Here is an 18,428-nt window from a genome sequence, read left to right as displayed (position 1 = left end):
CGCTCAAAACCGACTTTGACCGTTCGGTGACATAAATACCGTTGGGCGTGTCGGGGACGATATGGTATCACGACCACTCGCAATCGCTGGCGTCCTGGCACTGCTCGTCGCCGGTGGCGTCGGGTTCGCACTCGCGGACACCGGAGCCGTCGCGCCGTCGACGAATTCGACCGTGAGCGTCAACGCTGACGCGACCGTCGAACGCGCGCCCGACCGTGCAACCGTCACCGTCGCCGCCGTGGGCCGCGGTGAGACCGCCGAAGCGGCGCGCAACAATCTCAGCGGTGATGCTGACGCCATTACGTCGGCGCTGGAAGACGAGGGCGCGAACGTGACCTCCTCGCGGTTCCAGATCCGCCCCGAGTACGAGGAGAGTCGAGAGGGCCGCGAACAGGTCGGCTACGTAGCGATCCACACCGTCGAAGCCGAGACGAGCAACGTTTCGACTGCCGGGACACTCATCGATGCCGCAGTCGACGCCGGCGCTGACCGCGTCGAGGGCGTGCGCTACTCCCTGAGCGAGGAGACGCGACAGGCCGCACGCGAAGAAGCCCTGACGACCGCGATGGACAACGCCCGAACGGACGCCGAAGTCGTCGCCGCTGCGGAGGATCGGTCCGTCGGTGACGCCGTCACGGTCCAGACCAGCAACCACGGCCGCCCCGTCGTGTACGCGGAAGCGATGGCCGCCAGTGACGCCGGCGGACGGACAAGCATCCAGCCCGGCGATGTCACCGTCGACGCCTCTGTCAGTGTCTCGTACGAACTAGAATAAGCCGTTCTGACTCGCTACTGCGGTTCCTTGTTCGGCGTTTTCAAAGACACTGCCCGTTGGTGACCGCAATCCTCGCGGGTCGCTTCGCTCCCCGCTCGGGTTCATCGAGACGCCTCCCGTTGGTCGGCGTCTCGCTACCTCTCGCTACTCGTCAAACGGCAGTTCGATCTCGTACCCCACCGCGTCGATAGCGGCCTGCAGGACACCGTCGACGTTGTCGTCTTCGGTGACGCTCATGTAGTGGTCGGCCTCCACATCCGTCGAGAGGTCGCTCTTGTTTGCGATGGTCAGAACGGGCACGTCGAAGCGCGCTTCGATGGCGTTGCGCAGTTCCAGCTGGTCGGCCAGCGGGTAGCCGCATTCGCCGGATGGGTCGACGAACACGAGGACGGCGTCGGCGAGGTGTTCGAGCGCGCTCACGGCCTGTGACTCTATCTCGTTGCGGTCCTCCGGCGGCCGGTCGAGCAGGCCGGGTGTGTCGACGAGCTGGTAGCGGATGCGCTGGTCCTCGAAGTGCCCGACGCGGATCTGCGTCGTCGTGAACGGATACGAGGCGATCTCGTTGTCGGCCCGCGTGACGCGGTTGACAAAGGACGACTTGCCGACGTTGGGGTAGCCGGCGACGACGATGGCCGGCTCGTCCGGGCGGATGTCGGGGATGTCTTTGAGGGCGTTGTGCGCCGTCGAGATGGCGGCGAGGTTGTCTTCGACCTCCTCGACCACGTCGGCGATACGGGCAAAGGCCTGCTTGCGGAGCTTCCGGGCGGTGTCGATGTCGCCGCGTGCGACGCGGCTCTCGTACTCCTGGCGGATCTCGACGACCTTGTCGGCGGCCCACGAAACTTCTGCGAGGTGCTGTTTCAGCGCGTCGATACCGGGGTCGTTGTCTGCGGGGTAGGCTTCGCCGATGACCGCGTCGGCGAGTTCGATATAGAAGGGGTCCAGATCGTCGATCGTCGGCCACGCCGTCACCACGTTCTCCATGTTGTCGGAGGCGATGTTCGACGCCGTCATCAGCATCGACTGCTGGGCTTCGTTCCCGTCCTTGGCCCCGCCGGCGCGCGACGCCCGCGAGAAGGCTTTGTCCACGAGCTCCTCGGCGGTAGGCGTCGTCGGCAGACCCTCGAAGGGATGGCTCATAGGTCACGTTGACGGCCGGAGCGTAAAAGCGCGTTCAATCGCGCCCCAAACTGTTGCGAGTCACGCTTTTGAGCGTCCCGACCGCAGTTCCGGTATGGCACAGATTGACGCCGGCGAGATTCTGCCCAACGACCACGTCCAGCAGATGGCCGCCGAGGGACGGGTCACCCAGATGCACCGCGGCCACCAGTACGCCGACGAAGGCGACACCTTCGAGATCGACGGCACCGAGTTCGAGGTGACAGACGTAACACACCGGACACTGGGCGACATAACCGACGAGGACGCACAGCGCGAGGGGTCGGAGGACCTCGACGCGTACAAGGAACGAATGAAGAAAGTCCACGGCAGTTTCGAGTGGGACGACGACAGCGAGGTCGTCCGGCATCGGTTCGCGCCCGTCGACGAGTGAGGCGGGACCGTCTGACGACGGCCAGCAACTGAATCGACGGCCGAGCGGGCTGCCACCGCGCCGCAGACAACCCTTATCAACTACGGTAACTATCAGTAACTACATGACAGAGACGATGAGCAAGTCGAAAGCGGACAATCCGGAGCGGGCGCATCTCGCGGACGTTGCGGATGGCTGTGGCTGCACCGAAATCTGGGAGCACATGAGCGAAGCTCGCGACGCAGACGACGACTGAGCGCCCTATTACTCCGATACCACGTCGACGCCGGTAAACTCGAAGCGTGCGCCGCCGGCATCGCTTTCAGTGAGGGTGACTGTCCAGCCATGCGCAGCGGCGATCTGTGAGATAATCGAGAGCCCGAACCCGGTGCCGTCAGTTGTCGTCGAGTAGCCGCTTTCGAACACCGCCTCCCGGTCGGCTTCGGGGATACCCGGACCGTCATCCGAGACTGCGAACCCGCCCGGAATCTCGCTAATCGTTACTGTCACGCCTGGTATGTCGTGTTTATCGGTACCACCGGACTGAATCCGACTGTCCGTAGCGCTGTGCTCTACGGCGTTTCGGATCAGGTTCTCCAGCAACTGTTTGAGCCGCGTCATGTCCGCCTGTATCTTGCGGTCGGTGTCGACCACCAACGTCGCGTCGCCGGTATCGACGACCTCCCAGCAGTCCTCGACTGCTGTCGCCAGTGCCACCGTTTCCATCTCTGTAATGTCGTCGCCGGTCCGGGCCAGTAACAGGAGGTCGTCAATCAGCGCCTGCATCCGCTCGAGAGCCTGTTCTATCGCGGCCATATTGCTGTCGTCGTCACACTCCTCTTTCAGCGCGCCCAGCCGGCCGATAGCGACGTTGAGAGGGTTGCGAAGGTCGTGGCTGACGACTGTCGCGAACTGTTCCAGACGGTCGTTTTGCGTCGATAGTTCCTGCTCACGGTCACGGAGCTGTCTGTCGCGCTCGACGGCGGCGAGAGCCGCCTCCATGTTCGCCGCGAGGACCCGCCCAGCGACGATGTCTGCCTCGTCGAATGCATCGACGGTCGTCGATGCGGCGATGAGAATGCCGTGTTCCCCCAGCGGCAGATACAGTTCGCTGCGTATCGGTGTCTCGGGGTTCTGCACGTCCTCTTCCAGCCGCACGTCGGGGACTGCGGTCGCTTCGCCACGCTCGTACACCCGCCAGGCGATGCTGTCGCCCGGCCCGAACGTCGGGATATCACCGACCAACTCTCGAGCCGATGCGGTCGCGGCGACGGGTTCTAACTCCCCGTCGTCGTTGAGGAGGTGGACAGCATTCGCGTCGAGCCCGATAATCTCCGCGGCCGCGTTGACGCCGATCCCGGCAACTTCGTTGTGGACTTCGGCGGCCATCAACTGCCGGGTGGCCTCGTGCAGCGCTTCGAGCCGCTGTTCGCGCTCGTCCGTATCGCCCCGGTCGCTGATGACCGACACTGTGCCGTCTTCGCCGTCCCAGGTCACGTCACACGCCGTGACGCTGGCCTGCACGCTGTTGCCAGCGAGGGTCCGTATCGTCCGGCTGACTTGGCCAGCCGTCTGGCCGTTCTCGACGACGCGTTCAACGGTCTCGGTCCCGCCGTCCGTTGTCGGTTCGACGAGGTCGGTCAGTGGCCGGTCACAGAGGTCGTCGCTGTCTGCTGCGCCGAAAAACTCCACCGCCGCCGGGTTCGCGTATACGACGGTGTCGGCGACGCTGATGAGGGCCGCATCGCTCGTTGCGTCGAGAATCCGTTTCGTCCGTTCCTGTGCGGTATCGGCCGTTGCTTTCGCTCTGACTCGCTCGACTGTGTTTCGGATCCGCTGCGCGAGCACGGCGTACTGCTGGGACCCCTGCACTTTTTGAATGTAATCGGTGACGCCGGCCGTGACTGCCTCGCTTGCGAGCGACTCGCTCCCCTGACTGGTAAATAACAGGAACGGCATATCCGGGTCTCTGGCACGGACCGCCTCCAGAAACTCCAGCCCGTCGATGCCGGGCATATCGTAGTCGCTGACGATGCAGTCCACGTCGTGCGCATCCAGATACGATAGTCCGTCCGTAGCGCTCGTGACTCCGGTGGCGTCGATCGCCTCGTCGTTGCGTTCGAGATGTGTCGCGATCAGGTCTGCGTACGACGGTTCGTCATCGACACAGAGGACTGTAATGCCCGACGCCACATGGCCCATGCCTCCTGATATGAACTGTGTCAGTGTCAATCTATCGCGCCCCTCACCTGGTGACGGGTCGCCTTACCGCCGCTTGGCCAGTTCTGCACGCAAATCGTCGACGTCCATGTCTTTCATCGACAGCAGAACGAGCAGGTGATAGACGATATCGGCCGATTCGTGGGCGAGCTCTTCGGTATCGTCGTCTTTGGCCGCCAGAATCAGCTCCGTCGTCTCCTCGCCCAACTTCTCTAGCACGGCGTTTTCGCCCTTCTCGTGGGTGAACAGCGACGCCGTGTAGGAGTCCTCGGGAAGGTTCGCCTTGCGGTCCTCGATGACAGCGAACAGTTCGTCGATAACGTCGCCGGTGTCGTCGCTCATAGCCGCCGTTCGGTCAGCGGGGCCTTCAGGCCGTCGCTACGACTCCACCGAGTCGAAAAAGGCCAGGTCGTGGATGCGCGGGTCTTCGGTCAGTTCGGGGTGGAACGACGTGCCGACGACCGGTCCCTCACGGACCGCGACTGGGTGGTCGTCCCACGTCGCCAGCACTTCGACGTCCGTGCCGACGTAGTCGATGACCGGTGCGCGGATGAACACCGCCGGGAACGGGTCGTCAAGACCCTCGACCGCCAGTGGGGCTTCGAAGCTGTCCTTCTGTCGCCCGAACGCGTTGCGCTCGACGGAGACGTCGATGACGTTCAGCGTGTCGACGCGGTCGTCCTGTGCGTCGCTCGCGCTGACGATGAGCCCGGCACACGTCGCCAGCACCGGCTTGCCGGCGTCGACGTGGGCCTCGATTTCGTCGGCGATGCCCTCCCGGTGGATGAGCCGCGATATCGTGGTCGATTCCCCGCCCGGTAGCAACAGCACATCGCAGTCGGGGACGACCCCGGACTCGCGTATCTCGACGACCTCCGCCGTCTGGTCGTGGGCCGCTGCCGCCCGCCTGATCGCGTCTCCGTGTTCAGAGACATCGCCCTGAACCGCGAGTACACCCGCGCGTAGCGTCATACGTCCCCGTTAGTGTGCCTGTGCGAAAAGCCTCTCGTCTCCTGCAAAGATCCGGTAGCAGGGCCGTCTTTGACTCCTCCGGCGTCGTCTACGACGCCGCTCAGTGTCCGTTCGGATATAGTCGAACCAAACGGTTAGGTGAGGCGGCCTGTAGACGTGGCACATGGGAAAGCGACGGCAGGACCCGGTCGAGGTAAACGCGGACGGGTCGGCAGACCTCTATGAGATATCGACTTGGGAGCCCCGGTCGAGGCTGGACCGGTTCGCCCACTGGCTCTACCACATCGGAATACGGACGCTGCGGTATCTGGTCATCCTTGCAGCCATTCTGATCCTCCTCCTGCAGGTCGCGTTCGGGAGCCTCGGCGCGCTCAGCGACCAGCCGCTGTTTGCCGGGATGGCCATCCTCTCTGCCGTGCCGGCGCTCGGACTCGCGGCCTACATCTACTACGCTGATGTGACTACGGAGGAACCACTGACGCTGCTCGTGGGAACGTTCTTGCTCGGAGTGTTGTTTGCCGGCTTTGCCGGTATTCTCAACGGGTTCCTCGGCGAGCCGGTTCAGGCAATCGGCTCCGGGTTCGGGCTCGTGCCGTTCCTCGGTCAGGTGTTCGTCTTCTTCCTCATCGTCGGTCCCGTCGAGGAGACCGTGAAACTGCTGGCGGTACGCCTGTACGCCTTCCGCGACAACCGCTTCGACGCCGTCGTCGACGGTGCGGTGTACGGCGCTGTCGCCGGTCTCGGCTTTGCGACTATCGAAAACGCGCTGTACATCACACAGAACGCCGAGATGGCTACCGGGACGGTCGAGTTACTCGCCGCGAGCAGCGACATCACCGCGATCAGAGCGCTCGCGGGGCCGGGCCACGTCATCTACTCGGCCTTCGCCGGCTACTACCTCGGTCTGGCGAAGTTCAACCCCGACGACGCCGGCCCAATCGTGCTGAAGGGACTGCTCATCGCTTCGCTCATCCACGCCGTCTACAACACGCTGGCCGGCCCGGTGACAGCTATCCTGGCGGGCATCTACAACGTCAACTTCCTCGTCGCGTTCTTCGGCTTCGTCATCGTGTACGACTCGTTTTTCGGCCTGCTGTTGCTGAAGAAGGTTCACGCCTACCGGCGGGCCTACAGGCGCGCTCACGAGGACCCGGACGAGACTGCGCTTCGCCCGGAACAGACCGAGTTCGACCCTTAGACCAACTGCTCGACGTATTTCGCGACCACGTCGACCTCTAAGTGGACTGGATCGCCGACCGACTTCTCCGACAGCGTCGTCTCGGCGTACGTCGTCGGAATGATCGCCACGTCGAACTCCTCGGAGCGACGGTCGGCGACGGTCAGGCTGATGCCGTCGACCGTTATCGACCCTTTCTGAACCAGATAGTCCTGATGGGCCTCGGGCAGGGAGAACGTGAACGTCCAGTCCTCGCCCTCCTGTTCGATACCGACGATCTCGGCCGTCGTGTCGACGTGGCCCTGCACGATGTGGCCGTCGAACCGGCCGTCGGCCGGCATCGCCCGCTCAAGGTTCACCCGGTCACCGCCGTCGAGGTCATCGAAGAACGTCCGGGCGAGTGTCTCCTGGGCGAGAAACACCTCGAACCACTCACCGTCGGCCGCCTTCTCGACGGTGAGACAGACGCCGCTGACGCTGATCGACTGGCCGTGGTCGAGTCCCTCGAACGGCGCGCCGATCCGCATCCGACGCCCGCCCTCGTCGTCAATAACCGCCTGCACCTCGCCGGTCGTCTCGACGATTCCGGTGAACATACCCCAGATACAGCACGGCTGGCGGAAAGCACTTGGCTTCCCGGAGACGTAATATAGACTCGGAACCGAGTAATTACTTACAATGTATTGGCGGAAGGAATTTATCCTCGCCGCTGGTAGCGCGGTGTATGGCAGCTACGCCCGACGCTGACCACGACTGGACTGGCCGTCACGCACGGACGGAACCGACCGAAACCGGGCGAATCGTCGAGGTGCCCGACGAACTAATCGAAGACTGGGACCTGCGACACGCGGAGACGAAAGGCCGCAGTTAACGCTGTAGCGCTTCGACGCCGACCAGTTCCGCGCCGGTCAGCGCCCGGATGTAGGCCCCGCCCGCGATAGAGACGTGGCCGAACTCGTCTTCTTCCATCCCGTACATCTCGATAGCTCGTGAGGTGTCGCCGCCGCCGACGACGGAGAAGCAGTCGGTGTCGGCGATGGCTTCGAGCACGCCGGCGGTGCCGACCGAGAACCGCTCGTCCTCGAACATCCCCAGTGCGCCCTTCACGAAAACGGCCTCGGAGTCCCGGATGATCGGCGAGTACTCCATGACGGTCTCGCTCCCGACGTCGAGGTAGGAGACGCTCTTTTCCTCGATGTCGTCGACGGCCTGCTCGGCGCGGTCGCCGTTCTCGTCCTCGTAGGCCAGGTCGACCGCGAGCGTGATCTGGTCGCGGTGGTCTTCGAGCATGGACTCGATCTTCTCGCTGTTTTGCTCCCACTGCTCGTCGTAGAGGTTCGCGTCATCGATGTCGTAGCCGACCGGGTAGCCAGCGGCTCGGAGGAACAGTTCTCCGGCGATGCCGCCCAGCAGGAAGTCGTCGACCTTCTCGTCGAGGTGGGTCATGACGTCGATGACGTCCGTGGCCTTCGTCCCGCCGACGACCATCGTCACCTGCCCGTCAAACTCCTTTTCGGCGATAGCGGTGTTGGCCTCGTACTCGGTTTCCATGACACGGCCGGCGTAGGCGTCCATGACCAGCGGGAAGCCCACCAGTGAGGCGTGCGAGCGGTGGGCCGCCGAGTACGCGTCGTTGATGTAGGCGTCGAATTCGTCTTTGAGCGTCTGGACGAACTCCGTCTGTGACTTGATTTCGGGGTCCTCCTCGGGCAGTTCGTCGTCACACATCCGGGTGTTCTCTAGAACGAGTACGTCGCCGCCGTCGAGGGCCGCGATGTCGTGAATGGCCTGTGGGCCATAGGTCTCGTCGACGAAGTCCACGTCGTGGTCGATGTGATCCGCGAGGATGTCGGCGTGTTGTTCGAGCGAAACAAAGTCGTCACGGCCCGGACGGCCCTGGTGGGCCAGCACCGCGACCTCGAACCCGCGGTCGACGAGTTCGCTGATCGTCTCCGCGTGGCGGTCGAACCGTCGGTTGTCCTGTACCGTGCCGTCCTCCACCGGTGAATTGAGGTCGAGGCGAACGAGGACGCGCTGTCCGTCGTCGAGGTCGTCGAGCGTCTGGAAGGTCATCACTCGGGAGGAAACCTGCCGACCGCTTAACGGTTTCCGAGTCCGAACAGTGGGCGGCTTGTCGGGAGCTACCGTCGTTGTTTGCACTGGCTACCAGCGTAGAAATGGGGAGAGGGGTGGGAGTGAGGGTGGGGTGGGAGTCGGGATGGGGACACCGTTGTCGCACACAGCCGGCACCGGGTCACAGGATGCCGACTGGGGGCACAACTGTCTGTGCTGACACACAGAGTCGACCAGTGGGCAAACACCGGTTCGGACTCTATGTGTGCAACATCTTTAGTGAACAATAATTATAAACCTTCCTGACGCCGCAAATCGTTTCTGCGTTTACTCAGTGATGTACTCGGCCACGTCGAGCATCCGGTTCGAGAAGCCGTACTCGTTGTCGTACCAGGTGAGAATCTTCGTCATCCCGGAGACGACGTTCGTCGACTGCAGGTCGACCTGCGTGGAGTACGGGTCCCCGAGGATGTCCGAGGAGACGACGTCGTCGCTCGTGACGCCCAGCACGCCTTCGAGTTCGCCGGCAGCGGCCTCCTCGAAGGCGGCGTTGACATCGCTCTCCGTCACGTCGTCGTCGAGGTCGACAACGAACTCGGTGATGGAGCCGTTCGGCACCGGGACGCGGATAGCCATCCCGTCGAGTTTGCCTTCAAGCTCGGGCAGGACCTCGGTGGTCGCCTGCGCGGCACCGGTCGAGGTCGGGATGATGTTCTCGGCAGCCGCACGGCGACGGCGGGGCTTGCCGTTCGGGCCGTCCATCAGGTTCTGGGAGCCGGTGTAGGCGTGGACCGTCGTCAGCTGGCCGGCGTTGATGCCGAACTCCTCGTCGAGGACCTTCGCGACCGGCGTGATGGAGTTGGTCGTACAGGAGGCGTTCGAGACGACGTCTTCGCCGTCGTACTCGTCGTGGTTGACGCCGTAGACGAGCTGTTTGACCGGCTCGTCGCCCTTCGGCGGCGCGGAGATGAGGACCTTGTCGGCCCCGGCGTCGAGGTGCTGGCTCGCGTCCTCCTTGGTGCGGAAGATGCCGGTCGCCTCGAAGGCCACGTCGACATCGAGGTCGTCCCACGGGAGCTGTGTGGGATCTGTTTCGTGGAAGATGCCTGCTTCGAAGTCGGTCCCCTCGACCGTGAGGACGCCGTCGTCGACGCTGGCCCCTTCGAGTTCACCCATGACGGTGTCGTACTGGGCGAAGTAGTCGATTTCCGAGTCGTCCATCACATCGTTGATACCGACGACTTCGACGTTGTCGTTGTGTAACGATGCGCGGAATACGTTGCGGCCGATACGGCCGAAGCCGTTGAGGCCGACGCGGACTGGCTCACTCATTGGTGTCTAGAGAGGCAGTCGGTCAGTGTAAAGTGTTTTCGGATTTGTTGTAAATTTGTGTTTGTTTATGCGCGTTCGAGCGCGAATGATTAATAGTGAAGGTGGCCGTTCGTGTGAGAGTACCCCTCGACGGCGTCTGGTAACAGGTACTATATTCGTCCGAAGGCTTTTGAAACGGACGGACGTACTGATTGGTAGGAATGAGACGCGATGACAGTGACGACCCGTTCGACGAGTTCTTCCGGGAAATAGAGCGGATGATGGACGAGATGATGGGGGCCGAAGGCGACGTCCACATCGACCGGGACACCGGTGGCGGTGGGGCCGACCTCCACGTCGACGTTCACGAAACCGACGAGGAGATCCGGGTCGTCGCCGACGTTCCGGGCGTCGACAAGGACGCAATCGACCTCAAGTGCGACGGCACTGTCCTCACGATCAACGCCGAAAGTCCGGAGCGCGAGTACCACGAACGACTGACCCTGCCGACCCGCGTCGACGAACACTCAGCCGCCGCGACGTACAACAACGGCATCCTCGAAGTCACCTTCGACCCCGAAGAGGACTCCGCGGACATCGAACTGTAGCACGCCCGGCACACGGTTCTGATTTTCCGCGCGCCACTCCAGTGCGCTTGCTTCGCTACTGCTCAGCCGTTTGCCGTATCAACGCCGCCAGGTCGTCCCAGAAGCCGTCCTCGTACTTCGTCGCCGAGTCGATTGTCGGGCGGGCGTTCGTCTCGTTGACGACTGCGCGGTCCTCGGTCACCAGCAGGTCGACGCCGAGGTACGGAATCTCCAGTTCGTCGGCCGCGTCTTCGGCCAGTTCCCGTAGCGCCGCTGGCAGTGCCTGCCCTTCGGCTTCGGCCCCGCGGTGGACGTTGTGTTTCCACCGGCCCTGCGCGCGGCTCGCGTCGGGGAGGCGGCGCTCCACCGCGCCGACGTACTCGCCGTCGACGACCATCACGCGGTAGTCGGCGGCGTCGGCGACGTACTCCTGAACGAGAAACGACTGATCGCCGACCGCGCGGTAGTCGTGGACCAGATCGAGGTAGTCGACGATGCCGAGAAACGAATCCAGATCGTGAGCCTTGGCCACGCCGACGCCGCGGGTCGTCGAGTTCGGTTTCACGACCACGGGTGGGTCGAATCGCTCAAAGGCCGCCGTCAGTTCGGCCTCGCTCGCCGGGTTCGACACGACGACGGTCTCGGGAACGGGGACGTCCGCACGGCCGAGACGCGCCAGCACGTCGGCCTTGTTCCGCGAGCGGAGGATAGCCTCGCGGTCGTTGACCCATGGCACGTCCAGCATGGCGTCGGCGACCGCTCCCTCCATGATTCGGGAGGGGTAGACGAAGCCCACGTCGTACTCGTCGAAGGGACTCTCGTCGAGCGCCAGTGTCCGCTCGGCCGTCTCGACGTGGCCCACCTCGATGTCACGGGCCGCCAGCGGCCCCTGCATCCGCTCGAAGGTCTCGGCGTTCGTGGCGACGGCCAGCCTGTGCATAGCTTGCAGTTGTCGTGGAGAGATAAAACACGCTCGCAGCCGCTCTCGGCACACGGTGACCGGACTCTGCTGCGCGTCGCGTACCTATTCTCGCCAGCCACAGAATTGCGGCATATAATGGATGCATACGCAACTATTGGCGGAAATGACAGATAAACGCTAAGTATACCGGGGAATAATAGACCACGCGTGTACGACGACATTCTCTTCCCGACGGACGGCAGTGACGGCGCGGACGAAGCGCTTTCACACGCGCTCGAACTGGCGGAGACGCACAACGCGACGATTCATGTGCTTTCCGTGGTCGACTCGACCTATCTCGGAAGCGCCGCAGCAGAAGCGACGACCATCGAATCGCTGCAGGAACAGACCGAGCAGGTCGTCGACGAGACGGTCGAGGACATCGCTGACCACGGCACGGCTGTCGTCGCAGAGCGCCGAATGGGTGATCCGTACGAGGAAATCCTCGACTACGCCGGGACCGCGGGCGTCGATATGATCGTCATGGGGACCCACGGCCGGAGCGGCCTGGACCGGTTTCTGCTGGGGAGCGTCACCGAGAAGGTCGTTCGGACGGCGGATGTGCCGGTGTTGACGGTCCGACTGTCCGACGAGGCGTAGCGGAGCAACTGCAGTCAGCCCCGGTCCGCGTGGCGCGGTGAGTCACCGCATAGCTCACTTGCCGCCGCGCCCTCGCCGGAGCGCCCACAGTATGAGGAGGACACCCTCGACGCGGGCGGCGCTGTACACCCATGGGCGCATGTCTATCTCGTCACCGTTCGTCGCCGCCAGCCCCATCCAGAAGTCAACGACCTTCCGGGGGCGGAGCAGTTCGATGACGCCAAGGGCCAGGAGTATGACTCTGAGTACCATACTGGTGGTACGTGGAACGGGTGCAAGAACATTATGGGTGCTGGTACCATAAAGCAAGAAGCACGCTCCGAGTGTATGGGTTCGCGATTGAGATACGACTCAGTATTCTACGGAGCGGCACGGAGAACGAGGCAAAGGGCGACGAGTTGCGGACGTCTCGCCCTGCGAACGGCGAGCGAACACTGTTTGACTTACGCGACCAGCAGGTCTTCGCCGTGTTCTGCGAACGGTCAAAAGACGTTGTTGACCGATTTACGCGATCAGCTTCTCTTCGCCGCGTTCGACCTTGATGCGGCAAGAGGGCGTGATCTTGTTGTATGCGCGGCGGAACGCTTCCTTGACGTGCTCTGCGTCCTCGACGTTGACGTAAGCGGTGAACAGCTGTTCGCCGGCTTGGACGCGGGCGGCGGTGCCGACGATCTTCCCGAAGGCGGCGCGCATCCCGTCAGAGACACGGTCGGCCCCAGCACCGGTCGCCTGCTTGTTCTCGCGCAGGACCTGGTGGGGGAACTTCCGGAGGGTCATCTTGTAGTCACCCTCTTCGCCGAGCTCCTTGATCATGTGGCGGTTGGCCGACAGGCGGGAGGCCTCCAGCGAACCGTGACGGAGCTGGACGGTCTCCTCGACGATGAGGCTGATCTGGACGGGGTAGTCGTCGGCGTCCTTCTGCTTGCGGCCCATCTTGTGCTGTGCGATCTTCGACCCGGGAATGCCTGTGATGTATTCGCGTCGGGTGTACGCGGGCTTGTCGATGTCCCGGTACATTGAGGCGGGTTTGTCCGACATAGGTACTCTTGGAGAATACGTCGCCGAGCGGCCCAATAAGGGCTTCGAACCCGCCCGGCGGCGTGCCGTGGTGTCCCATACACTGGCGCGCGACCGCCAGCGGCCCCGGACTGACCGTTGCTGGAGTCCCTGCTCTCGGTACCATCGGGAACATCGGTGTTGGTCCGGTAACACCGCTGTCACCGCGCTCTTTTACCACTCGCGCGCGTACGATTGGTTATCATGAATATGCTCGTCGACGGCGAGTGGCGGACTGACGCGTACGAAACGACAGACGAGGACGGGGCTTTCGACCGGCAGGACACCACCTTCCGAGACCGGATCGAGGACGACCCCGACGCGCGGTTCCAGCCCGAGGCCGGCCGGTATCACCTGTACGCCTGCCGCGCCTGTCCGTGGGCCCACCGGATTCTGGTCGCTCGGAAACTGCTAGGACTCGAAGACGCCATCACCGTCGACTACGTCGACCCGTTCCGCGGCGAGGACGGCTGGCAGTTCACGCCCGACAAGGACGGCTGCACGCCGGATACGGTCAACGGATCGGACTACCTCCGCGAGGTCTACGTCGCGGCCGACAACGACGCGACCTGCCGCGTGACGGTGCCGGTGCTGTGGGACAAACAGGAAGAGACCATCGTCAACAACGAGTCCGAGGAGATCCTTCGGATGCTCGACACTGAGTTCGACGACGTGGCCGACAACGACGTCGACCTCTACCCCGAAGGCTATCAGGACGAGGTCGACCGGATCATCGACGACATCTACGAGCCCATCAACAACGGCGTCTACCGCTGTGGCTTCGCGAACAGCCAGTCGGCCTACGACGAGGCCGTCGAGGAACTGTTCGACGCGCTGGACCACTGGGACAGCGTCCTCGAAGACCAGCGCTTCCTCGCCGGCGACCGCCTGACCGAGGCGGACATCTGTCTGTTCACGACGCTCGTGCGCTTCGACGAAGTGTACCACACCCACTTCATGTGCAACCACAAGCTCATCCGCGAGTACGACAACCTCTGGCCGTACCTCCGGGACCTCTACCAGCTCCCCGGCGTCGCCGAGACGGTGAACATGGACCACATCACGGAGCACTACTACACCACTCACCCCGACGTGAGCCCGAAGCGAATTGTCCCGATGGGACCCGACCCCGACTTCGAGGCCGACCACGACCGCGACGAACTCCCCGGTGACCTGCCCGAGACGCTGTTCCCGACGGCGTAACCGGGCAGTTTCGCGACCGAATATCGAACGCTGAGTCGACGCTGTTCCTTTTATATACCCAGTTCTCACCTGTGTTCAATGAGTCGGGTAGACGGGCGACGTCGGGCCGTGAGCCCAGTCATCGGTGTCGTTATCCTCGTCGGAATTGCTGCAATTCTCGCTGCCACCATCGGTGTGTTCGCGCTCGGCTTCAGCGAGCAGCGACCCACGCAGGCACCGCAGGTCGCTATCGTGGCCGACTACAGCGAGCGGACCACCGGCAACGGGGAGTATCTGAACCTCAGCTTCAGCAGCGGTGAAACCGTCTACCGGGACAACCTCACTGTCGTCGTCTCCGATGCCAGGAGTTCCGACGGCAGCGACGTGACGCTTGACACCGATCCGATACAGGCACAGGCCTCGACGCGGATTACGTCGGGGACAGAAATTACGATACATCAGGGACAGTTCGCCGGCATCACGAGCGGGGAGCATCTGGACCTGAGCGACGCGACGCTTCGACTCGTCTGGAACCCAGCGGACGAACCGGAATCGGAAACATACGTCATCTACCGGTGGCCGGACCCGAGCCAGCGTAACTGAGCGGGCGTTTCGGCCCCGCTGTCGGACCGGCTCTCCTCACTCGGCCAGCGAGAGCGTGACCGCGTCGGTTTCGTAATCTTCGATGAACGACCCGGAGCCGCCCAGCGAGACAGTCCGGTCGCCGACGTCGACGACTAGCGTGTGTTCGATGGGGTAGGAGTTGGTCTGTGGCTCGGCGACGCCCTGTTTCGTCTCGACGACGGTCCCTTCGATGGTCGTTGTGTCGTCGTCCGCCTGTACTGCCCGTACTTCGGCGGAGACGTGGATGTCGTGGCCGGCGCGCAGGTGGAGCGTCGCCTGGAGGACGGCGTGGCGGAAGTCGTGGTAGGTGGCTGGGAGCGGGGCCGGGTCGGTGACGGTCTCCTCGGTGGCCATCAGCCAGTAGTTCCCGAGGAACGACCCTGACAGCACGGGGACGAGCTGTTGCTGGACGAAGGCGATGGCCCGCTGGTCGGAGTTAGTCCGTGTCACCATCTCCGCCGGGGAGACGAGGCCGAACTGGGCGTCGACGGTGAGCATTATCGGCATCGGCTGGTTCCAGGACCGGACCACGGAGGCCAGCCCGCGCACGTCGTCCGGTTCCAGGCCGTCGGCGCTGCTGACGACCAGCATCACGAGGACGCCGCGGTCGACAGCCGCGACCAGTTCCTCCGAGATCTCCGGGAGGTACTGCTGGGGAACCGACAGCATGATCTCCCGTTCCGCGTTTCTGATGTACTCCGTGAGTCGCTTGATGACTGTCACCCGGGACTTGATGACGTCGAACTGCTGTGGTTCCCGCGCACTCGCCGAGTATCTGGAATCGAGCGCACCGCTCATCTCTTCGAGTCGGTCGGTCAGGGCGTCGATGACTTCCTCGGGCGGCCGGGCGCGTATCGTCGTGGGCACGACGTGGTCGTTGACCTCGATGAACCCACGGTCTTCGAGCGATTCGCTGATGCTGTAGACGTACCGTTTGGAGACCCCGGTGTCGTCGGCGATTTCACTGGCCGTGGCCTCGCCGCTGCCGAGAATCGACAGGTACGTGTCGACTTCCTTCTCCGACAGGCCCAGTTGCCCCAGCCTGTCCCTGAGAGTCGAATCGTCCATCTGTTCACATCTGGTAACGGCGGCGGATAACTGTGTTTCGGTGCTATGTGGCCCGCCAACGCCTCCGAAGCCGCCCCAATGGGCCGTATCGTCGACTGGCCCACACCGAGCTCACAAGAATGAAAAACTATTACACCATATTTTATATCCCCCGCAGTGGTGTCTCTCACCAATGACGCTCCGGACGGCACTTAACGACTTCAAGCGGACCCGGGACCGCCGCCACCAGTTCCCGGGCGAGTTCCGCTCTACGACGGGCACTTTCTCCGGACTCGACAGCCGGTTGGTGCACGTCGACAGCGATGGCTCACTGCGGGACTACTCCTATCCGCTGTGTGGGCTCACGGGGATCGACCGCTCGCGGTTCGGTATCGACACGGGTTCGACGACGTGGTTCGACGCCGACGCCGACCAGCGGTATCGTGGTGACGCTGGCGTCGTCGAGACTATCCACGACTGCGGCGACTGGGCCGTCGTCCAGACGGACTGCACTATCGAGCAGGCCCACGTCACCCGGTTCGAACTTCGCGGCGACGCCCCCGCCGACGTATCGCTTCGGGCGTTTGTCGATTTCGCACCCGACGGACGGGACGGCCAACAGAGCCTGCTGATGCACGGCAACACCGTCGAGGCCTACCATCGCTCCGAACACGACTTCGTCGGCGTCTCTACCGAACTCGACGCCGTTCAGGGCCAGATTCCCGAGCGGTTCCCCGAACTTGTCGACGACGACCCAGTCTCGTTCCCACGGGCGACCGGGGAGCGACGGTACGAGGACACGACGCTAACTGGCGGCGTCCTGCTGTCCGCGCCGTTCGTCGACGGTGGCGTCACGCTGACGACGCTGCTGACGGACGCGGACGACACCGACCGCGATACGGCGCTGTCGACCATCGACCGTCTGGTGAGCGACCACTACACTTCGGAGACACTGCTCGAAGCAGGGCAGGCACAGCGCCGCTGGAGCGTGCCCGCAGAGACGCCGAACCGGGAGAGTGTCGTCGCCGACCTCCGGGTCCTCTCGCTGCTTTCGGCTGCGAACGGGGCCAGAATCGCCGCGCCGGACTTCGACCCGTACTACGTCACCTCCGGCGGGTACGGCTATACGTGGTTCCGCGACGACGCCGAAATTTCGGCGTTCCTGCTCGAAGCTGACGGGACGTTCGACCTCGGATTATCGCCGTGGCACCAGCGTTCCGCCGCGTTCTACTGTCGCACGCAGCGACCGGACGGCAGCTGGCCCCACCGGGTCTGGCCCGGCGACGAGACGCTCGCGCCGGGCTGGGCGAACGCCCGGCTCGAAAGCGGTTCTGACGCCGACTACCAGGCCGACCAGACCGCGAGCGTCACCAGCTTCCTCGCGACGTATCTCCGGACCGGCGAGCCGGCCGACCCGGAGTGCATCGAAGCCACGCTCGGACGTGCCGTCGAGAGCATCGACGACACGCTGGCCGACGACGGCCTCCCCATCGCCTGCCAGAACGCCTGGGAGAACATGCAGGGTCGGTTCACGCACACCGCTGCGACCTTCTTGCACGCCTACGCGGCCGTCGCCCGCGCACCCGTCTCCGCCGCGCTCCGGGATCACGCCCGTTCACAGGCCGAGACGGTGTTGTCTTCGCTGGACGCGCTGTGGACCGGTGACCGCTACGCCCTTCGCGAACACGACGGGACCATCGACGACCGACTGGACTCCGCGACGCTGGCCCTCCCCGCCGCCTGTCGCGTCGCCGCCGAGGCCATCGACCTGCCGGCGGCGACCCGTGACCGGCTCTACACCCACGTCGAGACGACACTCGACGGGCTGGAACGGGACACCGGCGACATCCGTGGTCTCATCCGCTTCGAGGGCGACGACTGGCGGCGCGGCTCGCAGGACCGCGAGAAAGTCTGGACCGTCTCGACGGCGTGGGGCGCAAACAGTGCCGCCCAGCTGGGTGCGCTCCTGCGTGACGCCGACGACAGCCGAGCGACGGCGGCCTACGCCCGGTCCCGGGACCTGCTGGACGAGATCCTTCCCGGTGGCTCGCTCGTCCAGTCCAGCGGCTACCTCCCCGAGCAACTGTTCGACGACGGGACGCCGGACTGTGGTACGCCGCTCGGCTGGCCCACGCGCTCCGGCTGGCAACCGTCGCCCACCTCGCTGACGCCGAGGCGCTCACTGCCGAGCCGCTGAGCGCCCGCGAGTGAACTGCCGAGCCGCTGAGTGCCCGCGAGTGGTTTTTTGTACGGACCGTGCTGCTCGCGCACTCGCAAACGTAGTAGATGGCCGTAGGGACTCTATAACTGAT

The 18,428-nt window shown here is 64.0% G+C and carries 20 protein-coding genes and 1 pseudogene; 10 read left to right on the top strand and 11 right to left on the bottom strand.

Features of this window, described 5'->3' with window-relative positions; all coding sequences use genetic code 11:
* Window positions 1-61 precede the first annotated feature (61 nt).
* Window positions 62-775, top strand: coding sequence for an SIMPL domain-containing protein (locus SG26_RS06550; RefSeq protein WP_050037153.1), 714 nt, complete (start codon window positions 62-64; stop codon window positions 773-775).
* A 144-nt stretch (window positions 776-919) separates the two neighbouring features.
* Here SG26_RS06550 and SG26_RS06545 read toward each other — a convergent pair whose 3' ends face one another.
* Window positions 920-1,915 carry a GTPase gene (locus SG26_RS06545; protein ID WP_050037152.1) on the bottom strand — a complete coding sequence of 332 codons (996 nt, stop codon included), beginning with the start codon at window positions 1,913-1,915 and terminating at the stop codon, window positions 920-922.
* Window positions 1,916-2,009: 94 nt separating this feature from the next.
* On the opposite strand from SG26_RS06545, the gene SG26_RS06540 reads away from it, so the two are divergent.
* Window positions 2,010-2,327 (top strand): ASCH domain-containing protein, encoded by a 318-nt coding sequence (locus tag SG26_RS06540; RefSeq protein ID WP_050007331.1) that lies wholly within the window; start codon window positions 2,010-2,012, stop codon window positions 2,325-2,327.
* 103 nt (window positions 2,328-2,430) lie between these two features.
* Window positions 2,431-2,562, top strand: a complete 132-nt coding sequence (locus tag SG26_RS21915; RefSeq protein WP_255355554.1) for a hypothetical protein — start codon at window positions 2,431-2,433, stop codon at window positions 2,560-2,562.
* Window positions 2,563-2,570: 8 nt separating this feature from the next.
* Here SG26_RS21915 and SG26_RS06535 read toward each other — a convergent pair whose 3' ends face one another.
* From SG26_RS06535 to pdxT, 3 genes are all read right to left on the bottom strand, one after another.
* Window positions 2,571-4,508 (bottom strand): response regulator, encoded by a 1,938-nt coding sequence (locus SG26_RS06535; protein ID WP_050037151.1) that lies wholly within the window; start codon window positions 4,506-4,508, stop codon window positions 2,571-2,573.
* Window positions 4,509-4,571: 63 nt separating this feature from the next.
* Window positions 4,572-4,868 carry a phosphoribosyl-ATP diphosphatase gene (gene hisE / locus SG26_RS06530; protein WP_014041451.1) on the bottom strand — a complete coding sequence of 99 codons (297 nt, stop codon included), beginning with the start codon at window positions 4,866-4,868 and terminating at the stop codon, window positions 4,572-4,574.
* Between the two features lie 36 nt (window positions 4,869-4,904).
* The gene (pdxT, locus tag SG26_RS06525) at window positions 4,905-5,498 is read right to left on the bottom strand and encodes a pyridoxal 5'-phosphate synthase glutaminase subunit PdxT (RefSeq protein ID WP_050037150.1); all 594 of its coding nucleotides are present in this window, start codon (window positions 5,496-5,498) and stop codon (window positions 4,905-4,907) included.
* Window positions 5,499-5,661: 163 nt separating this feature from the next.
* Between pdxT and SG26_RS06520 the strand changes: the two genes are divergently transcribed.
* The gene (locus SG26_RS06520; protein WP_014041449.1) at window positions 5,662-6,696 is read left to right on the top strand and encodes a PrsW family glutamic-type intramembrane protease; all 1,035 of its coding nucleotides are present in this window, start codon (window positions 5,662-5,664) and stop codon (window positions 6,694-6,696) included.
* On the opposite strand, the gene SG26_RS06515 is transcribed toward SG26_RS06520, so the two are convergent.
* Complete coding sequence (locus SG26_RS06515; RefSeq protein ID WP_014041448.1) at window positions 6,693-7,271, bottom strand: riboflavin synthase; 579 nt, start codon at window positions 7,269-7,271, stop codon at window positions 6,693-6,695. The two genes, SG26_RS06520 and SG26_RS06515, sit on opposite strands and share 4 nt — an antisense overlap.
* Window positions 7,272-7,399: 128 nt before the next feature.
* Here SG26_RS06515 and SG26_RS21525 point away from each other — a divergent pair, with 128 nt between their 5' ends.
* The gene (locus SG26_RS21525) at window positions 7,400-7,546 is read left to right on the top strand and encodes a hypothetical protein (protein ID WP_008307600.1); all 147 of its coding nucleotides are present in this window, start codon (window positions 7,400-7,402) and stop codon (window positions 7,544-7,546) included.
* On the opposite strand, the gene SG26_RS06510 is transcribed toward SG26_RS21525, so the two are convergent.
* Both SG26_RS06510 and gap read right to left on the bottom strand, forming a co-directional pair.
* Window positions 7,543-8,748: a phosphoglycerate kinase gene (locus SG26_RS06510; RefSeq protein WP_050037149.1), complete on the bottom strand. Its 1,206-nt coding sequence runs from the start codon at window positions 8,746-8,748 to the stop codon at window positions 7,543-7,545. The genes SG26_RS21525 and SG26_RS06510 overlap by 4 nt on opposite strands.
* Window positions 8,749-9,075: 327 nt before the next feature.
* On the bottom strand, window positions 9,076-10,080 hold the full coding sequence (gap, locus tag SG26_RS06505; RefSeq protein ID WP_008307604.1) for a type I glyceraldehyde-3-phosphate dehydrogenase: 1,005 nt from the start codon (window positions 10,078-10,080) through the stop codon (window positions 9,076-9,078).
* Window positions 10,081-10,280: 200 nt separating this feature from the next.
* On the opposite strand from gap, the gene SG26_RS06500 reads away from it, so the two are divergent.
* Window positions 10,281-10,667 (top strand): Hsp20/alpha crystallin family protein, encoded by a 387-nt coding sequence (locus SG26_RS06500; protein WP_004590910.1) that lies wholly within the window; start codon window positions 10,281-10,283, stop codon window positions 10,665-10,667.
* 55 nt (window positions 10,668-10,722) lie between these two features.
* Here the strand turns inward: SG26_RS06500 and SG26_RS06495 are convergent, their stop codons facing one another.
* Window positions 10,723-11,586 carry a RimK family alpha-L-glutamate ligase gene (locus SG26_RS06495; protein WP_050037148.1) on the bottom strand — a complete coding sequence of 288 codons (864 nt, stop codon included), beginning with the start codon at window positions 11,584-11,586 and terminating at the stop codon, window positions 10,723-10,725.
* A 189-nt stretch (window positions 11,587-11,775) separates the two neighbouring features.
* Here SG26_RS06495 and SG26_RS06490 point away from each other — a divergent pair, with 189 nt between their 5' ends.
* The gene (locus SG26_RS06490) at window positions 11,776-12,207 is read left to right on the top strand and encodes a universal stress protein (protein ID WP_050037147.1); all 432 of its coding nucleotides are present in this window, start codon (window positions 11,776-11,778) and stop codon (window positions 12,205-12,207) included.
* A gap of 54 nt (window positions 12,208-12,261) precedes the next feature.
* On the opposite strand, the gene SG26_RS06485 is transcribed toward SG26_RS06490, so the two are convergent.
* The gene (locus SG26_RS06485) at window positions 12,262-12,459 is read right to left on the bottom strand and encodes a hypothetical protein (RefSeq protein WP_050037146.1); all 198 of its coding nucleotides are present in this window, start codon (window positions 12,457-12,459) and stop codon (window positions 12,262-12,264) included.
* Between the two features lie 252 nt (window positions 12,460-12,711).
* Window positions 12,712-13,245: a 50S ribosomal protein L16 gene (locus tag SG26_RS06480; RefSeq protein ID WP_023843429.1), complete on the bottom strand. Its 534-nt coding sequence runs from the start codon at window positions 13,243-13,245 to the stop codon at window positions 12,712-12,714.
* Window positions 13,246-13,467: 222 nt separating this feature from the next.
* Between SG26_RS06480 and SG26_RS06475 the strand changes: the two genes are divergently transcribed.
* Window positions 13,468-14,466 (top strand): glutathione S-transferase family protein, encoded by a 999-nt coding sequence (locus tag SG26_RS06475; protein WP_050037145.1) that lies wholly within the window; start codon window positions 13,468-13,470, stop codon window positions 14,464-14,466.
* A gap of 108 nt (window positions 14,467-14,574) precedes the next feature.
* Window positions 14,575-15,048 carry a type IV pilin gene (locus SG26_RS06470; RefSeq protein WP_014041440.1) on the top strand — a complete coding sequence of 158 codons (474 nt, stop codon included), beginning with the start codon at window positions 14,575-14,577 and terminating at the stop codon, window positions 15,046-15,048.
* Between the two features lie 36 nt (window positions 15,049-15,084).
* Here SG26_RS06470 and SG26_RS06465 read toward each other — a convergent pair whose 3' ends face one another.
* Window positions 15,085-16,137, bottom strand: coding sequence for a TrmB family transcriptional regulator (locus tag SG26_RS06465; RefSeq protein WP_014041439.1), 1,053 nt, complete (start codon window positions 16,135-16,137; stop codon window positions 15,085-15,087).
* A gap of 172 nt (window positions 16,138-16,309) precedes the next feature.
* Between SG26_RS06465 and SG26_RS06460 the strand changes: the two are divergent.
* Window positions 16,310-18,327 (top strand): annotated as a pseudogene (locus SG26_RS06460) (glycoside hydrolase family 15 protein).
* The last annotated feature ends 101 nt before the right edge of the window (window positions 18,328-18,428 follow it).

Origin of the sequence: Haloarcula sp. CBA1115 (assembly GCF_000827835.1) — an archaeon.
GTDB lineage: Archaea > Halobacteriota > Halobacteria > Halobacteriales > Haloarculaceae > Haloarcula > Haloarcula hispanica.
This window is presented reverse-complemented; position numbering and strand designations above follow the sequence as displayed.